Consider the following 23964-nt stretch of genomic DNA (forward strand, 5'->3'; position numbering starts at 1 on the left):
TAGCATTATGTGTGGAATTGTCGGAATGATTGGAAAAGAAAATGTCACGGAAAGTTTGATTCAAGGATTAACAAAATTGGAATATAGAGGTTATGATTCTGCTGGGATTTGTGTGAATGATCAAAGCCAACAGCCCCATGTAGTTAAGGCAGTTGGGGGCATTGCCGATTTAGCAGCAAAATTAACGCCAGAAATCGATGGAACAGTTGGTATTGGTCATACTCGTTGGGCCACTCATGGCGAACCAACTGTCGCCAATGCACATCCCCATGTTTCAAGCGATCAACGCTTTGCATTAGTGCATAATGGTGTCATTGAAAACTTTGAAGAATTAAAAGAACAATTTTTAAGTGGTGCTCACTTAATTGGTGATACAGATACTGAAATCGTCGTTCAATTAATTGCTCATTTTGCTGATAATGGTTTTTCAACAAAAGATGCTTTTAAAGCGGCTTTAGCCGAAATTAAAGGTTCATACGCTTTTGCATTAATGGATAAAATGGATCCCAATACTATCTACGTAGCGAAAAATAAAAGCCCGTTACTTATCGGTCTAGGTGAAGGCTTTAATGTTATTTGTAGTGACGCGATGGCGATGATTAAAGAAACCAATCAATTTGTTGAGATTGTTGATGGTGAAATTGTAACTGTTACAGCGGACAAAGTAGTAATCGAAACGCCAGAAGGACAAGTAATCAACCGAGAACCTTTTGAAGCGCAATTAGATTTAAATGACATTGAAAAAGGAACATATCCGTTTTATATGCTCAAAGAAATTGATGAACAACCTGCAGTGATGCGCAAAATTGTTCAAGCGTATACTCAAGGTGAAAAAGTGACTTTAGATGAGGCGTTACTTGAAAAAATTAATCAATGTGACCGAATTTACATTATTGCTTGTGGGACAAGTTATAATGCAGGTTGGGTCGGAAAATCTTTAATTGAAACGATTGCCAGTATTCCTGTGGAAGTTCATTTATCAAGCGAATTTGGCTACAACATGCCTATTTTATCTGAAAAACCGTTCTTCATTTTCTTAAGTCAAAGTGGTGAAACGGCGGATAGTCGCCAAGTACTTGTACAGGTTAATGAATTAGGGCATCCATCACTGACATTAACAAATGTTGCTGGCTCAACATTATCACGTGAAGCGGACGATACCTTGTTATTACACGCAGGACCAGAAATTGCTGTCGCTTCCACCAAAGCTTATACTGCTCAAATCGCTGTCTTAGCTATTTTAGCAAAAGCAATTGGTGAAGAACGCCAAACATTAGCAGCCGTCTCATTTGATGTGGCTCACGAATTGAGCGTGGTAGCAGCTGTCATGGAAACCTTGATTGATGAAAAACAACAAATGAAAGCCTTAGTGGAAGATTATCTGACGTATACTCGAAATGCCTTCTATATTGGGCGAGGAGTCGACTATTATGTGTCGATGGAAGCGGCCTTGAAGTTGAAAGAAATTTCCTACATTCAAGCAGAAGGCTTTGCGGCAGGTGAATTGAAGCATGGAACGATTGCCTTAATTGAAGAAGGAACACCTGTGATTGGGATTGTGACAGATGCCAAAGTCGCAGCCCATACAAGAGGCAATTTAAAGGAAGTCGAAAGTCGTGGAGCAAGAAATATTGTGATTGCCTTGGAATCCTTGGCAAAACCACAGGACCAACTGATTATTCCAGATGTTCATCCGTTACTTTCTGCCTTAGTTAGCATTGTTCCAGGTCAATTATTAGCGTACTATGCAACCTTACAAAGAGGCTACGATGTTGATAAACCAAGGAACTTAGCCAAAAGTGTAACTGTTGAATAAATCAAGAACCTGAGAGAAAGATGTTCAACGGGTTTTCATGAGTTTTAATATCTGAGACAAAAATCACTTTAGATTTTTGTCTCAGATATTTTTTATAAAAGAAAGATATTCAGTCAAAAATGAAAGATTCCAAAGAAATTCTTTTTTTCCGTTGAAAACTGTTTGCATTTTAGCAAAATTAGATATAATTAATAAGAACCGAAAAATAAGAATTAGCCAGTGAGGTAACTTTGTTTGAAAGAAAGCAAAAAGTAGGTTAAGCTGAAAAGTGCTAATTTATTTAACAAAAAAAGATTGTGAGTTGTTTGATATGGATCAGTTTAGTACATTAACTGAACAAGAATTTACTACCTTTGCAATGACACATCCTGCAGGTAACTTTTTAGAAACACCCGAAATGAAACATTTATTGGAACGACGTGGCTGGCATTGTGAATACGTTGGCGTCAAACGAGAAGGCCAACTAATTGCTGCGTGTATCCTAAGCAAGAAAAAAGTCAAAATTGGTTATGCTTTCGACATTGACGGCGGAATTTTGATGGATTATACAGATAAAAAATGTGTAGAAGCCTTTTTCACAGGCTTAAAAAAATATGTGAAAAAAAATGATGGCCTTTATTTAACCTTTACTCCCAATAAACAAATTTGTTTACGTGATTTTAATGGCGGTGAAGTTGAAAAGGTCAATCAAGAAACATTTGACTATTTCACATCAATTGGTTTTGAACACCAAGGGTTTGATGTGCACAATTTTGATGGCGCGCCACGTTGGTTGTTTATCAAAGATATGGCTGGATTAACAGAAGAAGATCTTTGGAAATCTTATGGAAAAGATGCTAAATATGACATCAAGAAAACATGGGAATATGGAGTAACAACCCGAGAACTTCGTTACGAAGAGCTACCTCTCTTTAAGAAATTAACGGAAGAAACAAGTGCACGGCGTAATTTTGAAGATAAGGATTTAGCTTATTACCAAGCTGTTTATGAAGAGTTTGGTGAACGAGCGAAATTTATGGTGGCGGAACTAAACTTTGCTACTTATTTAGAAAATCTTCATGAGAAATTACGCAAATTACAAGAGACGCTCAACGAAGTCAATGAAGCGTTAATTGCCAATCCTAAAAGCCGTAAAAAAAATAACCAGAAACGTGAATTTGAAGATGAAGTTCGTACCGTGCGCAAACGGATTGACGAAGCTAAAGAAATGAAAACATCAGATGAACCTGAAATTTTAGCAGGCGCCTTATTCATTGTTCATCCACAAGAAGTAGTTTACTTGTTTAGTGGTACGTATGAAAAATATAAACAATACTATGCACCGTATTTAATTCAACATAAAATGTTAACTTACACAGTAGAAAATAACATTCCCAAATATAATTTTTATGGCGTTGACGGTGTCTTTGATGGAAGTGATGGGGTTCTTAAATTCAAACAATCCTTTGGCGGTCATGTCGAAGAATTAATGGGCAATTTTCAATGGAAAGCCAAACCAATGAAATATGCCTTATACCACGCATTAAAAACAATTAAAGAAAAAGTCTAAAATTAAAACCTAATCCTTAAAAGGAATGGACGAAGTGAGGCGTTTAAATGGAAAATCAAGTTGAGGTTATGACGTATGCACAGTTAAAAGAAATTATGCAGGCGTTAGAAGCAAACGAAGCGATTACAGAAGATACAAAAGTCTTTATTGATACAGGCTGGGATAGCGTGCAAGAAGTAGCCCCAGATGCGGTCAGTATTGAAAAAGTTGCTAAATTTACAGTAGCAGATGTTTTAACAAACGAAAGTTTTGCTGGGTATAGTTTAGAAGAAAAGGCGGAGAAGATGAACGCTGAGGGCGACCTAGAAACGGCAATTATTATTCGTAATCTTTACTAAAAAGTCCGTTTGAATAGTTAAAATCGAGGTCGGGACAGAACCGTTTAGCTCCGAGCAACGCGTAGTGTTGGTTCTGTTCCTGCCGGTTATCAGGTTTTGAGCCTGGAGCAAAAATCCAAAGTGATTTTTGTCCCAGGCTCATCTGCTTTAAATAAGAAATAAAGGAGGTTAGATATGAGTACCATTCATGATTTTCCCAAAAACTATGAACGTTTTATTGCGAAAGGAGAAGAAGCACTTGTAGAACATAATCAGATCGTCGCTTTAGAAAATTTTCAACAAGCCTATCAGCTACAACAAACGCCGCCAGTAAACCAAAAAATTGTCCAATTATTGTTGGAAATGGGTGAAGCTGACGAAGCACTAGCATTGGCAGAAGCGTTCCAAGAGACTTATTTTGAGAACCTTGAAACAGCGGCAATTTATATGCAAATTTATAGTCAAAGTCGTCGCTTTATTGAAGGGTATATTTTATTGAAGCAATTACTTCAAACTAAAAAAATAACGCTAGCACAACAAAAAACGTTAGAACAGCAATTAATGCAAGTGGAAGAGGCGTATCAACAATTAGAAACGCAGCAAATTCAAGCAATTAAAAGGAACTTGTTAGTAAGCGATCAATTGCCCGTTTATCAACAATTAGCGAACATTAAAACCAGTTTATATTTGCCTAAACCAGTATTTGTGGAAGTCGCAAAAGATTTAGTTATGAACCAAGCACTTAGTTATTTTGCTCGGGAATGGTTTATTGAAGAATTAGCACTGTTGAAATTTTCAGAACCACTGACTTTTCTTTGGTATGACAATCAGCCTCAGACAGTCTTACTAGAAGGAAAAAATGGACCGTTAAATACGCCGATCTATTCCGAAATTTGTACTGAACTTAGGAATCGTTTAGAAAATGATGATCCAATTATGCTGCAGCATTTGGAAGAAGAAATTCGGTTGCATCTTGCCTATTTGTATCCATTAGTAGAGACGGTTATTTCAGATCCAACTATCTGGGTCTTGGGTTATTTGGCAACCTACTATCCTGAATATATTGAAAAAGAATTGACTGAAGCAAAAGGCCATCAAATCGCTGCTGTTCAAAAAGTTCAACAGGCGATACGAACGGCTTTTACACAAATAATGCTTTAAAAAATGGCACGTCCTAAAAACGAGGACGTGCCATTTTTTCGGTTTCAGAAATTTGCTGAATCTGCTCTAATTGCTTTTCTTGACTGATTATTGCGGATAATAGAAAAAAGCAAGACAGAAATAAGTAAAAAGGATTCCTTGAATCAAGCAAATCACAACGAACAATGGCGTTGCTCCTGGAAAAGAATCAGAAATCCGTGTAATTAAAAATTCAACTAACCATAAAATCATTGAAAATAAAAATAATTTTTTCTGACGAGTTCTCATAGTCCGCAACAACCTTTCTGGTGATTTTCACTTCTCTATCATAACATAGAAAACGAGCTGTTTTTTCTCAAAAATTTTGTTACTTCATAAGAAAAATGGGAAATAAACAAGTTTCAGGAAGTAATAAATGTACCCGAAAAGAATACTTAATCCATCTTAATCAAACCATACAGTCACGTTTATTGCAAAAGAAGTGTTTTTGGATGGAACAAATTATTTCATAAACACAAATATTTCTTTGTTGTTTGTATAAATGTCATAAAAGTGATTACTTACTACTTTTTGATTTTTAGACATATCCGTATCGGTCAGTGGTGCCATCTCTACTCCTAAATTCGATGAAGTATTGAACCAAACGTAATTAGGGAAGTATAGACCGTCATTTGGTGGCACAATTTTTGAAAGAATTGGGTAGTTTCGACTTGTATTAGCATAAACAGTTGAATTTTTGAAAAACGTATTTAAATAAACTTTTTTTCGTTCGTTTGTTACAACATTTTTTAAATCATCTGTTAAAACAGCTGCTTGGCGATTGAATGCTTCTTTTTGATAGTTTAATGTGGAAGAATACACCAAAACAAACGATAAAATATAATAAGATAACAAGCTGGCCACAAGTAACGAAGTTAGATAAATTGCTTTCACTTGTCGATTGTTAAATAAACTTAACATGCTGATTGTAACGAAAACAGCAAATCCGTAAATATAGCGAGGCGCATCACCTGCGATATTTCTTGAATAGACAATAAAAATACCAAAACTTAAGAGAGAAGCAAGTCCTAAATATAAGATACAATAAAGGAAACTTAAGCCCAAGTTGATTTTACTATTTGATAGATGACTAATAAAAAATAAAACAAGCAGTAGGAGCAGTAATAAGAGCCATAAACGATTACTCTGGTTCAATAGCTCTGAAAAATAATGGTAACTATTTTGATAAGCCACACTTGGAATATCGTGCAAACTTGGTAAGGCCTGACTGCCCCCAATGTTGTTTGTTGCGGAAGGTACAAATTTTAACTCGATAAGGTAGCTGACTATAGAAAGTAGATAAGCGATAGCAGCAAGTGCGACTTTTTTACAAAGAGCAATGAAATTTTCTCCAGCAAGTAACTGCTTGAAAGTAAGGAATAAGACGATAACTATATAAATTCCTGACGAGGCTTGGTAAGTATTAAACATAACAAACAGTGAAAAGACAGAAACCAAGAAAAACGTAAAAGAATTACGCTGCCACCAATAAAAAGGAAGAAACGAACAAAAAATACTCAATGCCATATAGGGACTATCAAACCTGAAACTAAGACATTGGAGGAACCAAGGATTGAGGCCAATTAAAGTAGCTACTAAAGAGGAACCCCAGCTAATTTTTTGGTCATTGATGATATAAATTGCCAGTATGCTTGTGAGAGATAAGATAAGACCTGTTAGAATCGGTGTGGTCAAGCCCAGATCTGTCAAATGACGACTTCCTTGAACAAACCATGAGAGAAATTCACTGCCCCAACGTGCGTAAGTCGTACCAAAATCTGTCATTCCAGCGACTTGGCGAGCATTATCATCTAAGTAAGGGAAATTGATAATGCCGATGGATAAAACTGCCACTTGATAAATTAAAATGATCAATAGAAGATAAGCTTTATTTTCAATACACCAATTCTTTAAATCAAATTTTTTTGATTCTATAGGTAATTGTTTCATCATTGTACTCCACTCCAATAATTATTTAACAATTAAAATATACCATAACGAGTGGAATGAAGAAATTGCTTTTGTTATTTTCTCATCTTGACAGAACACTAAGGGTAGGCAAAACAAAAAAATCCCAACTCTTTATTAAAGAGTTGGGATTTTACCAAAAAGCCACCTGCCGGGCTTGAACCGGCGACCCCCACCTTACCATGGTGGTGCTCTACCAACTGAGCTAAGGCGGCACTTTCAAAGGCTAAACTAACTCGAGGATTGCAACGAAGTGAAACCCATAGAGTTCACTTTCAAAGGCTACACTGCGACGAGTAATCGTCAAAGTTCCTTTTGAAAAATCGTACAAATCTCGTGCACAAGAAATAGAATAACGTATAGACGAAAGTTTGTCAATTGCTCTTTCGTAAAAAAAGAAAAATGATTTTTTTCTAAGAAAAACTGTTGACAATCTCTTTTTTCTCTAGTAAAGTGTAAATCAACATCACAGATAACTATTCATTCGTTGAAGAGAAGAGTAAATTTTGATGACCTTCAAAAGAGAGTCCTGATTGGTGAAAAGGGACAAGGTTCAGAAAAGTTGAAGATGGCCTCTGAGAATAAATTGCTGATAAGTAAGCAATTTCGGCTAAGCACCCGTTACCATGTGCACCAAGTTAATAAAGACTTGGATAAGAGATGAGATATAAAGAATCAGTTATATTTCGAAAAAAGGTGGTACCGCGAATCATTCGCCCTTTACTAGCAAAACGCTAGTGAAGGGCTTTTTGCTGTGAATCACTACGACTGGCGCGAAGCGACAGAGTAGATGATGAACAGTACAAGGTGACCGAAGGGCAAGTTGTGTCATTTGCACGAATCACTACGACTGGCGCGAAGCGACAGAGTAGATGCTGTCTGCGGTTACTCGACGCAGTATGGCCTTTGTAAGTGATGAACAGTACAAGCTGTTCGAAGAGAACATTAACTCTAGTCTGTTTAATTTTGAAAACAGATGAAAATCAGTTTAGAATGAATAGAAATAAAAAAGCAGTGATATAGTAAGTACAAGACTTGATTTGTTTAACAGAGAGCCTAGGTAGCTGAGAATAGGTGACAAAGACGTTTTGGAAAATGGCTATTGAGCAAGCGCTCCGAGTGTTAAACACAAGGCGGCGACGGGGGCTCCCGTTATCGAGCTAGGGTATCGAACATATTGTTCCGTACTTGAAAAGGGAATTTGTGTGAGCAAATTCTGAACATGAGGTGGTAACACGCAAAAAAGCGTCCTCAACGATACAACTTGAGTTGTGTCGTTGAGGATGCTTTTTTCTTTTTTATGAAAAAATGCAGGTTGGTAAGAATGAAGGGGGATAAAGAATGATTGAACTAAAAAATATCAGTGTGACATTTCAACAAAAAAAACAAGAAATTCAGGCTGTCCAAGATGTGTCTTTGACAATTGATAAAGGGGATATCTACGGAATCGTTGGTTATTCCGGTGCTGGAAAAAGTACGCTAGTACGGGTAATTAATTTATTGCAACGACCAACAGCGGGCACCGTTATTATTAACAAAGAAAATATTTTAACTTTTTCTAAAAAGGAATTACGACAACAACGAAAAAAGATTGGAATGATTTTTCAACATTTTAATTTGATGAAAGAGCGGACCATATTTAGTAATATCGATTTTTCATTAAAATATTCTGGGCTAAGTAAAACTGAGCGGCGTCAAAAAATCAGCCATTTATTAGAGCTAGTTGGACTAAGTGAAAAACGGGACGCTTACCCCAGTCAACTATCAGGAGGGCAAAAACAGCGGGTTGCGATTGCCCGCGCTTTAGCAAATGATCCTGAAATTTTACTTTGTGATGAAGCGACGAGTGCGTTAGATCCAAAAACAACGGGACAGATTTTAGCCTTGTTAAAAAAGTTAAATCAAGAACTGAACTTGACGATTGTCTTAATCACCCATGAAATGCAAGTGGTTAAAGAAATTTGTAATAAAGTCGCGGTGATGGAAAATGGCTGCGTTGTCGAATCAAACGATATTGTTTCGATTTTTAGTCAACCCCAACAACCTTTAACCAAAGATTTTATCCGGACAGCAACTCATATTGACCAAGCATTAACCACGATTCTTGAACATCCTAAATTAGCTGATTTAGATAAAAATCAAGAATTAATTGAATTTTCTTATGTGGGAGATCAAACGAACGAGCCATTAATTGCACAATTGTATAGCCAATATCAGGTATATACAAATATCCTTTATGGCAATGTCGAAATTGTTCAAAACGTTCCTATTGGCCATTTAATTGTGGTGCTTTCTGGTGATGAGGCCCAGCGTCAACAAGCCCTTACTTATTTAGCGAAACAAGGCGTGCGAACCAATGTTTTGAAAAACTATCAGCAAACGAAGCAAAAGCAGAATTTACAGGTGATTTAAAAAAGGAGTGAACTGAGAATGTATCAATTATTTGAGAAATATTTTCCGAATGTTGTCCAATTAAAACAAGAGTTTCTTCAAAGTACATGGGAAACATTATACATGGTTTTTTGGACAGCCTTGATTGCTGGCGTGTTAGGAGTCTTGTTGGGTGTCGTGCTTGTTAGTACTGGCCCAAGTGGTGTTTTGAAAAATCCACCCCTGTATAGTATCTTAGAAAAAATTATTAATGTTTGCCGTTCTATTCCTTTCATTATTATGCTCGCACTGATTCAACCATTAACACGAATTTTGGCAGGAACGACAATTGGTACAACCGCAGCGTTAGTCCCATTAGTTATTGGCGTAATTCCGTTCTTCGCGCGCCAAATTGAAAATGCGTTATTAGAAGTGGATCCTGGCGTTATTGAAGCGGCAGAAGCCATGGGGACGAGTCCCTTAGGGATTATTTTTCGGGTTTATCTAATTGAAGGGTTACCAAGTATTATTCGTGTTTCAGCGGTGACAATTATTAATTTGATTGGATTAACAGCCATGGCAGGAGCGATTGGAGCCGGTGGTCTGGGCAACTTAGCGATTACTCGAGGATACAATCGGTTTCAAACCGATGTGACATTTATGGCCACGTTAATTATTTTAATTATGGTATTTATCAGTCAAGCCATTAGTAATCAATTAATCAAAAAAACATCACATTAGAAAAAAGGAGAAATGACAAATGAAAAAATTTAGTAAATTAATTGGACTTATTGGGGTATTAGCTTTTACGATTGCAGGTTGTGCATCGGGGACTGCGAAAGATACTAAGACAGAAACCGTTAAACTAGGGGTTGTAGGAACAAAAAATGATGAATGGGAATCGGTCAAAGAGCGTTTGAAAAAGAAAAATATTGATCTACAATTGGTAGAATTTACAGACTATACGCAACCCAATGCAGCATTAGCAGAAAAAGAAATTGATTTAAATGCCTTTCAGCATCAAATCTTTTTAGACAATTACAATAAAGAACATGGGACGAAATTAGTATCAATTGGCAATACAGTCAATGCACCATTGGGAATTTACGCTAATAAATTGAAAGATATCACGAAAATTAAAGACGGCGGAGAAATTGCTATTCCTAATGACCCAACGAATGGTGGGCGGGCGTTAATTTTATTACAAACTGCAGGACTGATAAAAGTTGATCCTGCGAAACAGCAACTACCGACTGTCAGTGATATTACTGAAAATAAACGCCAATTGAAAATAACTGAATTAGATGCTACGCAAACAGCGCGCGCTTTACAAGATGTCGATGCTTCAGTGATTAATAGCGGCATGGCTGTCGATGCTGGGTATACACCAGATAAAGATGCTATTTTCTTAGAACCTGTAAACGAAAAAGCGAAACCTTATGTGAACATTGTCGTGGCCCGAGAAGAAGATCAAGAGAATAAACTTTATCAAAAAGTTGTAGAAGAATATCAACAAGAAGAAACGAAAAAGGTCATTGCAGAAACATCAAAGGGCGCCAATGTTCCAGCCTGGGAAACATTTGGTAAAAAATAAAGGAGGTATTTATAATGAGTACAACAACGATTCAAACAATCCAAGAAGCTATTGCTACGGAAAAGGAATGGATAATCCATTTAAGACGTCATTTTCATCAATACCCTGAAGCAAGTTTAAAAGAATATGAAACGATTAAACGAATTAAAGAAGAACTACTAGCCTTAGCTATTCCTTTTGTAGAAGTAGGGGAAACGGGTGTTTTAGCAACCATAGAAGGAGGTCTTGGCGCTGGCAAAACGATTTTGTTACGTGCAGATATTGATGCGTTGGAATTGCCAGATGCAACAGGCGCTGCCTATGCTTCTAAAAATCCAGGACTCAATCATGCTTGTGGACACGATGGTCATGCGGCAGCATTGCTAGGTGCAGCTAAAGTGCTCAAAAAACATCAGGATACCTTTTCAGGAACGGTTAAACTGGCCTTCCAGCCAGCTGAAGAAATTGGTGCAGGCGCTCGACAATTTGTGGAAGGAAATTATTTAGAAGCAATCGACCAAGTGTTTGGGATTCATTTAGATTCTAGTGTGCCGGTCGGAAAATTAGTCGCTACCAAAGGCGCCACCAACGCCTCTTGTGATATTTTTAAAATTGAAGTCAGTGGTCAAAGTAGTCACGTCGCCCAACCACAGAATGGCCGAGATGCTGTTTTAGCAGCGGCCAGTATCGTTGTGGAATTACAAAAAATTGTAGCTCGCGAGATTGATCCTTTAGATTCTGTCGTAGTAGGAATTGGCGTTTTACAAGCAGGAACACGCTATAATATTGTAGCAAACCATGCAACCATTGAAGGTACTGTTCGAACATTTAGTCAGGAAACGCGCCAATTTGTTTTACAACGAGTCGAAGAAATTGCCCATGAAATTGCCCAGTCTCATCGCACAGAAATTGCTGATTTTTCTGTTTATGCGGCAGCGAATCCATTAATTAATGAAGAACAAGCAACCAACCGTGCACAGCAGGTAGCCAGTGAAATTGTTGGTTTTGAAAATGTTGTGACCGATCATCCTAAAAGTTTAGGGGCGGATGATTTTGCTGATTACTTAGCGGTAATTCCTGGTATCTATGGACGGGTCGGTTCACGAAACCCTGAAAATCCTGCTACCCATTTTGGACACCATCATGAACAATTTGATATTGATGAACGTGCCTTACTTTTAGCAGCAGAGTACCACGTACGCTATGCATTAAACTATTTATCAGAATAATAGGGATAGGGAGCCGACAAAATGATTGTTTGTGGGCTCCTTTCGTTATAAACCAACGTGGCTTGCTTTCTTGTCATTCTATGGTAGAATACAAGCATACGAAAGGTGATTCACATGTTTTTTGTTTTAACTGATAAATTAACAAGAAAAGTAGCTCCCGATAGTTTAAGAACAGATGAAGCACTGTTGTGGAGCCGAGCAATTAATTTCTTCATCGCTTGATAGGACATTTTTTGACTAGAAAAGCTAGTCTTATTTGAGTGTACGTACAAGCGGTTGTCGGGATTTCTGTCAGGATGGACGACGTGCAGACGTGGTTCTTTTTTTGTTGTCCCAAAATAATCAGTTAACAAGAAAGAAGTGACGAAAATGAGTATTTTAACTATTGAACATTTAACGCATCGATTTGGCGAAAAGGTCTTGTATGAAGAGGCTTCATTGCAAGTGAATAAAGGGGATCATTTAGGCTTAACTGGCCAAAATGGTGTCGGCAAATCCACCTTAATTAAAATTTTAACGGGGGAAGTATTGCCAGACGAAGGAACGATTCAGTGGCAAAAAAATTGCAAGATTGGGTACTTGGATCAGCATGTTTCTGTAGAACAATCACTAACGATGGTTGATTTTTTGAAACAAGCCTTTCAAGAACTTTTTGATAAAGAAGCGAAACTGACAAAGCTTTATGAAGAATACAGTCAAACGGCTTCGGAAAAACTTTTAGAACAAGCAGGCAAGTTACAAACAGATTTAGATGAAAGTAATTTTTACCAAATCGACACGATTATTCAGGATTTAGCCAATGGGTTAGGACTACAAGCAATTGGTTTGGATAAAAAGTTAGGGGAGCTAAGCGGTGGTCAACGTTCAAAAGTGATTTTAGCAAAATTATTGTTAGAGGCCCCTGATGTGTTACTTTTAGATGAACCCACCAACTATTTAGATGATACACATATTCAATGGCTTGTTCGCTATCTGAATAATTTTGAAGGAAGCTTTCTATTAGTCTCCCATGATTATCAATTTTTAAATGAAGTGACGAATTGCATCGCAGATATTGAGTTTGGCAAATTAACCAAATATACTGGAAATGTAGAAAAATCTTTTGCACAAAAAGAGCAGAATAAACAAACCTATTTGAAACAGTATCAGGCCCAACAAGAAAAAATTGAAAAAATGGAAGCCTACATCCGTAAATACAAAGCTGGAAATCGAGCAACGATGGCTAAAAGTCGACAAAAACAATTGGACCGGTTGGAACGATTGACTCCGCCAGGTTCCTTGACTAAGCCAGCGATTGAATTTCCTTATCAAGGGTTAGTTGCAACGCAAGCACTAACGACCCAGAAGTTAGTTGTCGGCTATAGGGAACCTTTGTTAGAACCGTTAGATTTAATGGTTCATGTCGGTGAAAAAGTCGCATTGAAAGGCTTCAATGGGATTGGCAAATCAACATTAATTAAAACGTTAACGAAAGTGATTCCTTCATTAGATGGAGAATTTCATTATCCGCTGAATACAAAAATTGCTTATTTTACCCAAGACTTGGCGTGGCCTAATGAGCAGTTAACGCCGCTAGACTATTTATCAGATCGTTTTCCAGATACAACGATTAAAGAGCGAAGAAGTCATTTGGCTAGAGCAGGTTTACCAGATAAGTTAGCAATGCAGTCGCTAGCCCTGTTAAGTGGTGGTGAGCAAACAAAAGTAAAACTAGCGGAACTAATGATGCAAACAAGTAATTTGTTATTTTTAGATGAGCCAACCAATCATATTGATGAAGCGGCCAAAAAAAGTTTACAAGAAGCAATTCACGTTTACCCAGGAACGGTTTTTCTGGTTTCCCATGAAGCAGATTTTTATGAGGAAATTGTGGATCGAGTAATTGATATTGAGGAATTAGTTAAATAAAGAAGAAAGAACCAAGTTGAGGGGGAGTCAACTTGGTTCTTTCTTCTTTATTATTTATTTACTCATTAAGCCATCATGGATTTTTGTTAAATTCCAGTTCATCATGCTGTAGTACGTATCGCCTTCTGTTCCTTCTTTGGCAAGAGAGTCTGTGAAAAGTGTATCGTAAATTGGTCGTTTCACTTCTTTTGAGACCCGTTCCATACTACGTTTATCGACACTGGTTTCAACAAATAACACAGGTGCTTTTGATTTCTTAATGGTATCAATAATCGTGGTCATTTGTTCAGGTGTTCCTTGACTTTCTGTGTTAATTTCCCAAATATAAGCGGCATTTAAATCATAAGCTTTGGAGAAATATTTAAAGGCACCTTCACTTGTAACTAATAATTTTTTATCATCAGGAATATCAGCAAATTTAGCTTTGGCTTCCTCATGTAGTTTGCTAAGTTTTTCGGTATAATTTTTCGCGTTTTCTGTATAGAAATCTTTATTTTTTGGATCTTTTTCTACTAACACGTCACGAATGTTTTCTACATATTTAATGCCATTTTCAATGTCTAACCAAGCATGTGGATCTTCTGTTTGTTCTTGACCGGCACTTGTTAAATATTGTGGCGTAACATTTTTGCTTGTAGAAAAGTAATCTTTATTCTCAACTTTTTTGGCCGTTTTCATTAATTTGTTAAACCAGCCATTTCCGCCTGTTTCTAAGTTCAAGCCGTTAAAGAATAAAATGTCCGCTTCAGAAGCTTTCGCAATGTCTTCTGGTAACGGTTCATATTCGTGAGGGTCTGTCCCAATTGGCACAATACTATGCAGCTCAATTTTGTCTTCCCCAACATTTTTCACTAAATCGGATAAGATCGAGTTCGTTGTCACAATTGCTAATTTTTCTTTCTTTTCAGCGGCTTGATTCCCGCAAGCAGCTAACGTTAACCCTGCTAAAAGTGTTAAAAAAAATAAACTAAATTTTTTCATTCGTTGATTCCTCCATTTCTTTCTCACGGTTTACAAATACTAGGCCTTTCTTTGGTGAGAAAAAGAAAGCCAATAAAAAGAATAAGGCGGCGGTTAAAACAATCGTCGCACCAGAAGCTAAGTTATAAGAATAACTGAAGAATAGGCCAATCACTGAACTTAAAATCCCAAAAGTAGAGGCTAAGCCAATCATTGTCGGTAAGTGATTTGTTAATAGATAAGCTGTTGCCGCTGGTGTAATCAGCATGGCAATGACTAAAATAGTTCCGACGGTTTGCAAAGAAGAAACAGCGACTAATGTTAGTAAAAACATCAATGCATAGTGGAAAAATTGAATATTTAAACCATAAGCCTGAGCCATTGTGGGATCAAAAGAAGTGAGTTGCAACTCTTTATAAAACAATGCCACAAAAATCAAAACAATCACACCGACGACACAAGTAATTAAAATATCGGTATCTGCGACCGCTAATACATTTCCAAACAGAATATGATATAAATCGGTGGAACTTTTTGCAAAAGAGATAAAAATAATCCCTAAAGCAAAAAAAGAACTAAAGACAACACCAATGGCAGTATCATTTTTTAGTGGACTTTTTTGGGTAATAAAGCCGATCGATAATGCAGCTAATAAGCCAAAAATAGAAGCGCCAAAAATATAATTGAAACCAAACATATAAGAAACAGCGACCCCTGGTAAAACAGCATGTGAAATCGCATCACCCATCAAAGACATCCCACGTAAAATAATGAATGAACCAATTACCCCTGAAATGAGTCCGACAATTATAGACGTCAAAAGGGCATTTTGTAAAAATTGATAACGGAATAAACCATCAATAAATGCAGCAATCATTTTGCAACCCCCTGTATTAATAAATCACCTAACAAATCACCGTATGCTTCTTGGAGCGTTTCTGCAGTAAACGTTTGTTCAACAGGACCCGCAGCAATTAGCCGGTTTTTCAAAACGATTAATTCATCAAAATAGTGGGACACTTTGTGCAAATCATGGTGAACAATGATAATCATTTTACCTTGATTTTTTAATGATTTGAGAATATCCATAATCACTTTTTCACTAGACATATCAATGCCGACGAAAGGTTCATCTAAAAAAATCACCTCAGCACCTTGGGCCAAAACACGGGCGATAAACACACGTTGTAATTGGCCACCAGAAAGTTCGCCAATCTGGCGTTGCGCATAGTCTTCTAATTGCACCATTTTTAATGCAGCCATGGCTGCTTGCTTTTCTTTCTTTCCTGGGCGTTTTAATAGTCCCAAGTTTGGATAGGTTCCTAGCAAGACCGTTTCAAAAACGCTAATTGGGAAACTAAGATCCAAGGCGCTACGTTGTTCTACATAGGCAATGGTTGTTTTTTGTTGGTCAATCGCTTGATTATTTAACAAAACATCACGTTCCTTTGTTTTAATCAAGCCTAATAACCCTTTAATAAATGTTGACTTTCCAGCACCATTTGGTCCGATAATTCCAGTAATTTTACCGGAGGGAATAGTAACGTGGATATTATTTAAAGCGGTCCGTCCTTGATATTGAACGGTTAACGCTTGAACAGCTAAGTTAAAGCTTTTACTCATGAAATTCCTCCTTTTTAGGTTTGCCTTAAAATCAGTATAAGGGATAGTTTAAGAAAATGCAAATAATTTTTAGGCGCGCCTAAATACAAGCGCTTTTTTCACAAAGAAAACCGTTTCTTTCAATAAATTAAGGAGGATCCCATGATTTTTATGACAAAAAATGGTAGAATATGAATGAAAACGACTATTATTTTATATTGACGGAGGATATCATGACCGAAAACTATCAAGATGACACCTTACGCATCTTCAGTTTAAATGCAAATCGACCACTTGCTGAAAAAATAGCAGCATCAGTAGGAACAGAATTAGGAAAAAGCACCGTGCGCCAATTTAGTGATGGCGAAATTCAAATTAATATTGAAGAAAGTATTCGTGGCGATCATGTCTACATCATCCAAGCAACGAATGCTCCTGTAAATGATCATTTGATGGAATTGCTTATTTTAATTGATGCATTAAAACGTGCTAGCGCAAAAACAATTAATGTTATTTTGCCTTACTATGGTTATGCTCGCCAAGACCGCACAGCGAAACCAAGAGAGCCCATTACTGCGAAATTAGTTGCTAATATGTTAGTAGAGGCAGGCGCAACACGTTTGTTAACATTAGACTTGCATACTGTTCAAGTCCAAGGATTTTTTGATATCCCAGTAGATAATTTATTTACAATGCCTTTGTTTGCTCATTATTATCGTCAACAAGCATTAGTAGGGGAAGAAATTGTGATTGTTTCGCCTAAAAACAGTGGTGTTCAACGCGCACGTAGTTTATCGGAGTACTTAGATGCGACCTTAGCAATTGTAGACCATGAAGAGATTGATGGGGTGCGTCAAGAAGGTTACGTTATTGGGAATGTCGCTGGGAAAAAATGTATTCTTGTTGATGACATTTTGAATACTGGTCAAACGTTAGCCACAGCGGCGGAAGTTTTAATGAAAAATGGTGCGCAAGAAGTGTATGCTTGCGCCTCGCATGGTTTGTTATCAGAAGGCGCAAAAGCAACCTTAGAAAATGCGCCAATTAAGGAAATTAGTATTACTGACTCTGTTTATACGACAGCAGACCGCCAACCAGCAACCTTGAATATTATTTCTTGCGCTGAGTTAATGGGGGAAGCGTTACTTCGTATCCATGAAAATAAACCAATGAGTCCATTATTCCGTTTAGAACCAAAAGGAGAATAAGTGATTTCTTAAACTAGAAATAGGTCTAACAACTTTAATAGTGTTGGGCCTATTTTTCTTATCTCTTTTATAAATAGAAGAGAAAGTATTCTGATTTTGTGTTTTAAGCTTTTTATGCTAGAATAACGCCAGAACATAAGGAAAGGGACGAGTCATTTGGAACCCATTTATTTAGATCATGCGGCAACAACGCCGCTTCATCCAACGGTCATTCAAGCGATGACTGAAAATATGCAAACGACTTTTGGCAATCCATCAAGTATTCATCAGTTTGGACGAAAGGCACACGGTCTTCTGGAAGAAGTGCGTCAAACGATTGCCGAGAGCTTACAAGCCAAACCCCACGAAATTATTTTTAATAGTGGTGGCACAGAAGGGGATAACACAGCCATCTTGGCAGTTGCTTTTTCTCGTCAAAAGGAAGGAAAACATATTATTACTACGGCAATTGAACATCCTGCTGTGTTACGAACGATGGAATATTTAGAGACGTTAGGTTTTGAAGTGACTTACTTGCCTGTGAATGAAAATGGTCAGATTTCAATGGATCAATTCAAAAAGTCTTTACGCGAAGAAACGATCTTGGTTTCAATGATGTATGGCAATAATGAAATTGGAAATCGATTACCGATTGCTGAAGTTGGTGCAATTCTTAAAAATCATTCGGCGATTTTTCATACAGATGCCGTCCAAGCTTATGGAAGTGAAGTCATTTTACCTCATGAATTAGGGATCGACTTATTAAGCATTTCCGCTCATAAAATCAATGGTCCAAAAGGCGTAGGTTTTTTATTTAAAAGCGATGCAATCCAATTACCACCTCTTTTACATGGTGGGGAACAAGAAGAAAAACGACGTGCGGGCACGGAAAACTTAGCTGGAATTATTGGTATGGGTACTGCCGTTTCATTACTAACTTCTGCAGAAAAGCAAGCAAGAAAAACAGCCTATCAAAGTTTTCAAACGATTATTTTAAAAGCGTTAGGAGAAGCCAATATTGATTTTTCAATTAATGGTGAACCAACGAATCGTTTAGCGCATGTCTTAAATCTTCATTTAAAAGGAATTCCTAGTGATTTGCTCTTAATGCATTTGGACTTAAGAGGTATTGCGATTTCAACTGGCTCGGCTTGTACAGCGGGAACTGTGGATCCTTCACACGTGTTGACAGCGATGTATGGTGAAAATTCCTCAGCTATTAAAGAATCAATCCGGATTAGTTTTGGCTACGGGAACACACCAGAAGAAATTGCGACTTTTTCTGAAGTACTAGTTGCAGTGATTCAACAATTGAAAAAATAATCTGATTGCGGCAGCTACAGGTTTTCGCTATAATGAAGATAACAATGAAAATAACGAGGTGGAACCCATGGCATTTACAACAACGGCTGCTGTTGAAGGCTCAACAGTTTTTTACAAAGTACATCCTAGTGCAAAACGCTATACATTAAAAGATAACGGCTTTACTGAAACAAAATCAGGGAACTTTCAATTGATTCGTTCCTTAGATCCAACGCCTCAGAGAAATGAAGGCTTCAAATTGAAAATTACGATCACTGCTGATCTAAAAGAGTTGAAAATGTCCATTACAACGGCAAATGGTTTAAAACCAATGAATATTTTCAAGAATGAACAACATGAAATGAGTAAAGAAAAATACTTTTTCTTAATGGATGGCTTAATTAGCCGTGGTGTATTAGAGAAAGTAGAATAACTTAGAGAAACCTGAAGAAACAAGTGAAAGTAGCTTGTTCCTTCAGGTTTTCTGTTTATTTGAAAGCAACAGCTTGTTGGCTGTGTCTTTGTTCCAAGTATTTTCTCATTATACGCCCGGCTTGCTTTACTTATTTCAAAAAAATAGTATAATGAAAAGCACTGAAAAGTTACGACCTTCAAATCGTGGATGATTTCAGAATCTAATTGAAATGATGGTGATAAAATGGCAGATAACAGCAAAACGCGTGTCGTGGTAGGCATGAGTGGCGGTGTCGATTCATCTGTCACAGCGTTGCTTTTAAAAGAGCAAGGCTATGATGTAATTGGGATCTTTATGAAAAATTGGGACGATACAGACGAAAATGGTGTCTGTACCGCAACTGAGGATTATAAAGATGTCGCAAAAGTAGCGGATCAAATTGGGATTCCGTATTATTCGGTCAATTTTGAAAAAGAATATTGGGACCGTGTGTTTGAATATTTTTTAGCAGAATATCGGTTAGGACGGACACCAAATCCAGATGTCATGTGTAATAAAGAAATTAAATTTAAAGCATTCCTAGATTATGCTATGCAACTAGGCGCTGACTATGTTGCAACTGGCCACTATGCACAAGTAGAAACGGATGAAAATGGCGTAGTGCATATGTTACGTGGAATTGATAATAATAAAGACCAAACCTATTTTTTAAGCCAATTATCACAAGCCCAATTGGCAAAAACAATGTTTCCATTGGGTGGCATGGAAAAATCAGAAGTTCGTGCAATTGCTGAACGTGCTGGATTAGCCACAGCCAAGAAAAAAGACTCAACGGGCGTTTGTTTTATTGGTGAAAAGAATTTCAAAGAATTTTTGAGTAATTATTTACCAGCTAAAAAAGGCAACATGGTGACAGAAGATGGCGAAATCAAAGGACAACATGATGGTCTGATGTATTATACTATCGGTCAACGCCAAGGCTTAGGAATTGGTGGTGGCGGTAAAACACAAGAACCATGGTTTGTGATTGGGAAAGATTTAACTACCAATACATTATATGTGGGACAAGGATTTCACCATGAAAAACTATATGCAACACATTTAGAAGCTAGTGAGGTTCATTTTACTGTTGATACACCAATGCCAAAAGAGTTTGACTGTACGGCTAAATTCCGTTATCGTCAAGCAGATATCCCAGTGCATGTTTCCTTATCTGAAGATGGCACAAAAGCAACCGTTACGTTTAAGGAACCAGCGCGCGCAGTCACTCCAGGTCAAGCTGTTGTTTTTTATGATGGGATGGAATGCTTAGGGGGCGGCTTAATTGATCGCGCCTACCAAGATGAAAAAGAACTACAATACGTCTAAAAAGTTTCACGAGTTGTGAAACAAAAAGCGTATAGTTAACCAAAAGAAAAGCGGATATGCTGGTCATAAAACCAGTAAATATCCGCTTTTCTTTTTTGTTTTATATGCCTATTTTTTTAAAATAAGAAAAAGAGAAAAATTAAAAATTCAAATTGTGGATAACTTTTCTGTGTATAACTTAGTCATCATTTTTCTCTTTTTTTAATTCGGCGGTGCTTCGACGAACCCATAGAAGGTTAATGAGAACCAGACAAGAAGTGGAAATAAAGACCCCACGATAACCGAAAGCGGCAGATACGCTTGAACCAATCATAGGACCAATCACATTTCCTGTCGCTTGGAAAGATTGATTGTAACTGAAAATACGACCTGCAGCGTCACTTGGGGAATAACGAGTGATCAACGTTTGAACAGCTGGTAGTAAACAGGCATCGGAAATCCCAACTAAGAAACGAAGCATGGCAAGCTGCCAGACATTTTGAACAAAGGCCATTGGTAGGTAAACGAAAATGGCTAAAATTAAGCCAATTGTCAAGATACGTTCACTGCCAATACGATCGCCTAACCGGCCGAAACGAGGGGCGGCTATTAACGTTGCAATCCCTGGAATAGAAGCAATGACTCCGCTAATTAAGGTGACATTTCCGTGACCACCCAACAATTGTTGAATATATAAACTGATGATGGGACTAATTGAATTATTGGAAGCTTGAATGATTAATGTCGTAATAAACATTCCAAGAATCACGTGGGGATGTTCTAGTTTTTTTAAAATTTGTTTCCCAGATGCGGCTTGATTTTTTTCAATTGGCACAAACTCTTCATGGACAAAGACGAGACTCAAAACAAAAACGAGTAATAAAATCGTACCAGTAATGAAAAAGGTTGGCCGATAACCGAAAATAGACGCAGTGACACCGCCCAAAAGAGGACCAAGCAACGTGCCGGTAACAGAACCAGTGGCTAAAGTACCAAGCACTTGACCGCTTTTTTCCTTAGGTGTGCCTGTAGCAACTAACGCAGTCGCATTACTGATATAACCAGAAAAAACACCTTGTAATAAGCGCAAGCCAATCAATTGATAAACACTTGTGACTGCGCCCATTAAACTAATGACGATAGCCATCCCTAATGAAGCACGTAATAACATTAACTTGCGTCCTTTTCGGTCGGCTAAACGGCCCCACCAAGGAGAAACAATGGTCGTGACTAAAAAAGTGGAGGAGAACGTGATTCCGCTCCAAAAATTCAATTGTTGGTGGGTAAAAGTACCTAATGTGTTGATATAAAGAGGCATGAATGGCATCACTAAGCTAAAGCCGATACCAGCCATAAATGTGCCAAACCATAAAACAAGCAGATTTTTTTCCCAAGGTTGTCTTGGACGGAAAATTTTACTTTTAATTAATTCATACATTCTATTTCCTCACTTTCTAGTAAAGAAATTCAAATTTGGCTTTGGCGAGTAGTTGATCATTCAATGCTTGATGCAATTCATTCGCAAAAAAGCCTTCTTTTAAATTTAGTGGATTTTTTGTAGCGTACACATATAACGTATAGGTGTGCACACCAGAGCGAGGGCTTAACCCCAGATAACGTTCGGTTAACTCAGGTAACGTTTCAGTGGCAAGCGCAGGAATCATCTGTTTCCCCAAAGGAGAAGCAAGACTATTTTTTCCTTGAATGGTAGGCTTGAGTGCTGTTCGACTAAAGTCTTCAGGAATCTCATTGGTTACAGGAACATTGGCAGCTAACCAATGAATAAAAGGGAACCCGATTAGAGGAATCGTGTCATAATCAATTAATTCCCAGGATAAATAACGGGCTTCTTTAGGAATGGCCGCTAAAGAAATAGGAAAAGATAAAATAGGACGTTCGTGTAATAAAAATTCTGCACTAGTTCGTTTGCCATAACGATCGGCCAAATGAGAACGGTTGGTAATATGCATGCCAAACAGCCTTCTTTCAAAAATAATGTTTACAAATTATTATTATAAACTATAATTTATAGTTTAAAAAGAGTCAATAGATATGATAAACTAATACTTGTCCAAAATTTAAGAATTGGAGGCGTCAGAAAGATGGCAAAAAAACGGAATTTAACGAAAGCCAAAATCCTTGAAAGTGCCCGCAACCTAGCGGAAGAATTGGGCGTTCAACAATTAACCTTTCAAAATTTAGCCGTTGATTTAGGCATCAAGTATCCTTCACTCTATAATCACTTTAAAAATATTGCTGAAGTAAAAAATGCTCTAGTGGACTTGTTAATTCAAGAATTAAATGATGCATTGCGAAGAGCCTTAGTGGGTAAGAGTGGCGCAGAAGCAATTCGGATATATGCTGAAACGTACCAACAATTTGCTTTTGAAAATTCTGCAGTCTATGAATTACTTATCAGTGTGCCGAAAACGCAAAACCAACAATTAATTGAAGGCATCCATGAAACCAATCAAATTATCTTACAACTTTTAGCTTTTTATCCATTTAATAATGAAGAACGACTGCACAAAAGTCGAGAACTACGTAGCTTAATCCATGGTTATATTACCTTACGTTTTTTAGGTTATTTTCAACGCGAAGAAGCCACGCCGGAAGAAAGTTATCGTCGCATGATTGAAGATTTTATTGCTTCTTTAGAAGTGGCAGGATAAAATAAATTTCAAAAATTTCTCAGTCCGAAACCAAATCCTTGCAACTTTTTCAGAAAGTGACTATGATACCTACAGTAGCAAAAAAAGGAGCGGTTCAATGTATCAAGTAATTACAATGTATGGCGACAATGAACCTTGGTGGTTTTTTGATGATTGGCAAGAGGACATTGTTCAAGAAAAAACCTTCGATAACTTGACCGATGCAGAGACATATTATGTGGAAGTTTGGCAAAAACTTTCTCAGAATTATACATACGTCAACACAAAGCCTAATTATTTAACGGCTTTCTGGAATGATGGGGAAGAACGCTGGTGTGAAGAATGCGATGAAGATTTACAACAATACTTCGGTTTAGCATTACTAGAAAATCATCATGCGGTTACTTTTGAAAATAAAGCTGAGTTTACCACAATATCCAATCATTTTGGCAAAACAAAATTCTGCAAACGGAAAGTTATTTGAAACGCATGAGTTTAAAGAAAAACCTCAGGGAATTTTCTTTAAACTCTTTTTCTATTCTCGGAATTTAGAGAAAATCGAGCTAATATTTGGTATAATACGAAAAGATA

Annotated in this window: 22 protein-coding genes, 1 tRNA gene and 2 other annotated features; of the genes, 15 read left to right on the forward strand and 8 right to left on the reverse strand. The window is 37.3% G+C overall.

Features of this window, described 5'->3' with window-relative positions; translation table 11 throughout:
* Nucleotides 1-7 precede the first annotated feature (7 nt).
* The 4 genes from glmS (at nucleotide 8) to IGI80_RS15550 (ending at nucleotide 4843) form a co-directional block, all read left to right on the forward strand.
* On the forward strand, nucleotides 8-1816 hold the full coding sequence (gene glmS, locus IGI80_RS15535) for a glutamine--fructose-6-phosphate transaminase (isomerizing) (RefSeq protein WP_438724148.1): 1809 nt from the start codon (nucleotides 8-10) through the stop codon (nucleotides 1814-1816).
* A 268-nt stretch (nucleotides 1817-2084) separates the two neighbouring features.
* Nucleotides 2085-3365, forward strand: coding sequence for an aminoacyltransferase (locus tag IGI80_RS15540; RefSeq protein WP_438724149.1), 1281 nt, complete (start codon nucleotides 2085-2087; stop codon nucleotides 3363-3365).
* A 47-nt stretch (nucleotides 3366-3412) separates the two neighbouring features.
* The gene (locus IGI80_RS15545; RefSeq protein ID WP_002359936.1) at nucleotides 3413-3703 is read left to right on the forward strand and encodes a hypothetical protein; all 291 of its coding nucleotides are present in this window, start codon (nucleotides 3413-3415) and stop codon (nucleotides 3701-3703) included.
* Between the two features lie 174 nt (nucleotides 3704-3877).
* Nucleotides 3878-4843: a hypothetical protein gene (locus tag IGI80_RS15550; protein WP_438724150.1), complete on the forward strand. Its 966-nt coding sequence runs from the start codon at nucleotides 3878-3880 to the stop codon at nucleotides 4841-4843.
* 87 nt (nucleotides 4844-4930) lie between these two features.
* Here IGI80_RS15550 and IGI80_RS15555 read toward each other — a convergent pair whose 3' ends face one another.
* From IGI80_RS15555 to IGI80_RS15565, 3 genes are all read right to left on the reverse strand, one after another.
* Complete coding sequence (locus tag IGI80_RS15555) at nucleotides 4931-5110, reverse strand: hypothetical protein (RefSeq protein WP_002383739.1); 180 nt, start codon at nucleotides 5108-5110, stop codon at nucleotides 4931-4933.
* Between the two features lie 213 nt (nucleotides 5111-5323).
* Complete coding sequence (locus IGI80_RS15560) at nucleotides 5324-6814, reverse strand: glucosyltransferase domain-containing protein (protein ID WP_438724151.1); 1491 nt, start codon at nucleotides 6812-6814, stop codon at nucleotides 5324-5326.
* Between the two features lie 157 nt (nucleotides 6815-6971).
* Nucleotides 6972-7044 (reverse strand) — tRNA-Thr (locus IGI80_RS15565).
* Between the two features lie 263 nt (nucleotides 7045-7307).
* Nucleotides 7308-7553 (forward strand) — a binding site (T-box leader).
* 281 nt (nucleotides 7554-7834) lie between these two features.
* Nucleotides 7835-8085 (forward strand) — a binding site (T-box leader).
* Nucleotides 8086-8170: 85 nt separating this feature from the next.
* Between IGI80_RS15565 and IGI80_RS15570 the strand changes: the two genes are divergently transcribed.
* The 5 genes from IGI80_RS15570 (at nucleotide 8171) to IGI80_RS15590 (ending at nucleotide 13909) form a co-directional block, all read left to right on the forward strand.
* Nucleotides 8171-9241, forward strand: a complete 1071-nt coding sequence (locus tag IGI80_RS15570; RefSeq protein WP_438724152.1) for a methionine ABC transporter ATP-binding protein — start codon at nucleotides 8171-8173, stop codon at nucleotides 9239-9241.
* An 18-nt stretch (nucleotides 9242-9259) separates the two neighbouring features.
* Complete coding sequence (locus IGI80_RS15575; protein WP_128705166.1) at nucleotides 9260-9940, forward strand: methionine ABC transporter permease; 681 nt, start codon at nucleotides 9260-9262, stop codon at nucleotides 9938-9940.
* Nucleotides 9941-9959: 19 nt separating this feature from the next.
* Nucleotides 9960-10793, forward strand: a complete 834-nt coding sequence (locus tag IGI80_RS15580) for a MetQ/NlpA family ABC transporter substrate-binding protein (protein WP_002401303.1) — start codon at nucleotides 9960-9962, stop codon at nucleotides 10791-10793.
* Between the two features lie 14 nt (nucleotides 10794-10807).
* The gene (locus IGI80_RS15585; RefSeq protein WP_010816628.1) at nucleotides 10808-12001 is read left to right on the forward strand and encodes an amidohydrolase; all 1194 of its coding nucleotides are present in this window, start codon (nucleotides 10808-10810) and stop codon (nucleotides 11999-12001) included.
* Between the two features lie 369 nt (nucleotides 12002-12370).
* Nucleotides 12371-13909, forward strand: coding sequence for an ABC-F family ATP-binding cassette domain-containing protein (locus IGI80_RS15590; protein ID WP_002362078.1), 1539 nt, complete (start codon nucleotides 12371-12373; stop codon nucleotides 13907-13909).
* A gap of 54 nt (nucleotides 13910-13963) precedes the next feature.
* On the opposite strand, the gene IGI80_RS15595 is transcribed toward IGI80_RS15590, so the two are convergent.
* Genes IGI80_RS15595 through IGI80_RS15605 form a run of 3 tightly spaced genes read right to left on the reverse strand, consistent with a single transcriptional unit; the run spans nucleotide 13964 to nucleotide 16492 of the window.
* Nucleotides 13964-14890, reverse strand: a complete 927-nt coding sequence (locus IGI80_RS15595; protein ID WP_002360002.1) for a metal ABC transporter substrate-binding protein — start codon at nucleotides 14888-14890, stop codon at nucleotides 13964-13966.
* A complete protein-coding gene (locus IGI80_RS15600; RefSeq protein ID WP_002364373.1) occupies nucleotides 14877-15746 on the reverse strand; it encodes a metal ABC transporter permease in 870 nt (289 codons plus the stop codon). Before IGI80_RS15600 ends, IGI80_RS15595 begins: the two co-directional genes overlap by 14 nt.
* Nucleotides 15743-16492, reverse strand: coding sequence for a metal ABC transporter ATP-binding protein (locus IGI80_RS15605; RefSeq protein WP_438724153.1), 750 nt, complete (start codon nucleotides 16490-16492; stop codon nucleotides 15743-15745). Before IGI80_RS15605 ends, IGI80_RS15600 begins: the two co-directional genes overlap by 4 nt.
* A gap of 212 nt (nucleotides 16493-16704) precedes the next feature.
* Between IGI80_RS15605 and IGI80_RS15610 the strand changes: the two genes are divergently transcribed.
* From IGI80_RS15610 to mnmA, 4 genes are all read left to right on the forward strand, one after another.
* On the forward strand, nucleotides 16705-17679 hold the full coding sequence (locus IGI80_RS15610) for a ribose-phosphate diphosphokinase (protein ID WP_002362076.1): 975 nt from the start codon (nucleotides 16705-16707) through the stop codon (nucleotides 17677-17679).
* A 156-nt stretch (nucleotides 17680-17835) separates the two neighbouring features.
* Nucleotides 17836-18981, forward strand: a complete 1146-nt coding sequence (locus tag IGI80_RS15615) for a cysteine desulfurase family protein (RefSeq protein WP_438724154.1) — start codon at nucleotides 17836-17838, stop codon at nucleotides 18979-18981.
* A 67-nt stretch (nucleotides 18982-19048) separates the two neighbouring features.
* The gene (locus tag IGI80_RS15620) at nucleotides 19049-19393 is read left to right on the forward strand and encodes a DUF1831 domain-containing protein (RefSeq protein ID WP_002356959.1); all 345 of its coding nucleotides are present in this window, start codon (nucleotides 19049-19051) and stop codon (nucleotides 19391-19393) included.
* A gap of 225 nt (nucleotides 19394-19618) precedes the next feature.
* Nucleotides 19619-20743, forward strand: coding sequence for a tRNA 2-thiouridine(34) synthase MnmA (mnmA, locus tag IGI80_RS15625; protein WP_002362075.1), 1125 nt, complete (start codon nucleotides 19619-19621; stop codon nucleotides 20741-20743).
* Nucleotides 20744-20921: 178 nt separating this feature from the next.
* Here the strand turns inward: mnmA and IGI80_RS15630 are convergent, their stop codons facing one another.
* A complete protein-coding gene (locus tag IGI80_RS15630) occupies nucleotides 20922-22160 on the reverse strand; it encodes a multidrug efflux MFS transporter (protein ID WP_002356962.1) in 1239 nt (412 codons plus the stop codon).
* Between the two features lie 16 nt (nucleotides 22161-22176).
* Nucleotides 22177-22692, reverse strand: coding sequence for a YbhB/YbcL family Raf kinase inhibitor-like protein (locus IGI80_RS15635; RefSeq protein WP_002356963.1), 516 nt, complete (start codon nucleotides 22690-22692; stop codon nucleotides 22177-22179).
* 132 nt (nucleotides 22693-22824) lie between these two features.
* On the opposite strand from IGI80_RS15635, the gene IGI80_RS15640 reads away from it, so the two are divergent.
* Together IGI80_RS15640 and IGI80_RS15645 are read left to right on the forward strand one after the other, a co-directional pair.
* Complete coding sequence (locus IGI80_RS15640; RefSeq protein WP_002356965.1) at nucleotides 22825-23394, forward strand: TetR/AcrR family transcriptional regulator; 570 nt, start codon at nucleotides 22825-22827, stop codon at nucleotides 23392-23394.
* Between the two features lie 97 nt (nucleotides 23395-23491).
* On the forward strand, nucleotides 23492-23857 hold the full coding sequence (locus IGI80_RS15645; RefSeq protein ID WP_002356966.1) for a DUF1033 family protein: 366 nt from the start codon (nucleotides 23492-23494) through the stop codon (nucleotides 23855-23857).
* Nucleotides 23858-23964: the final 107 nt, after the last annotated feature.

Source organism: Enterococcus sp. DIV1420a (genome assembly GCF_051712165.1).
Lineage (GTDB): Bacteria > Bacillota > Bacilli > Lactobacillales > Enterococcaceae > Enterococcus > Enterococcus faecalis.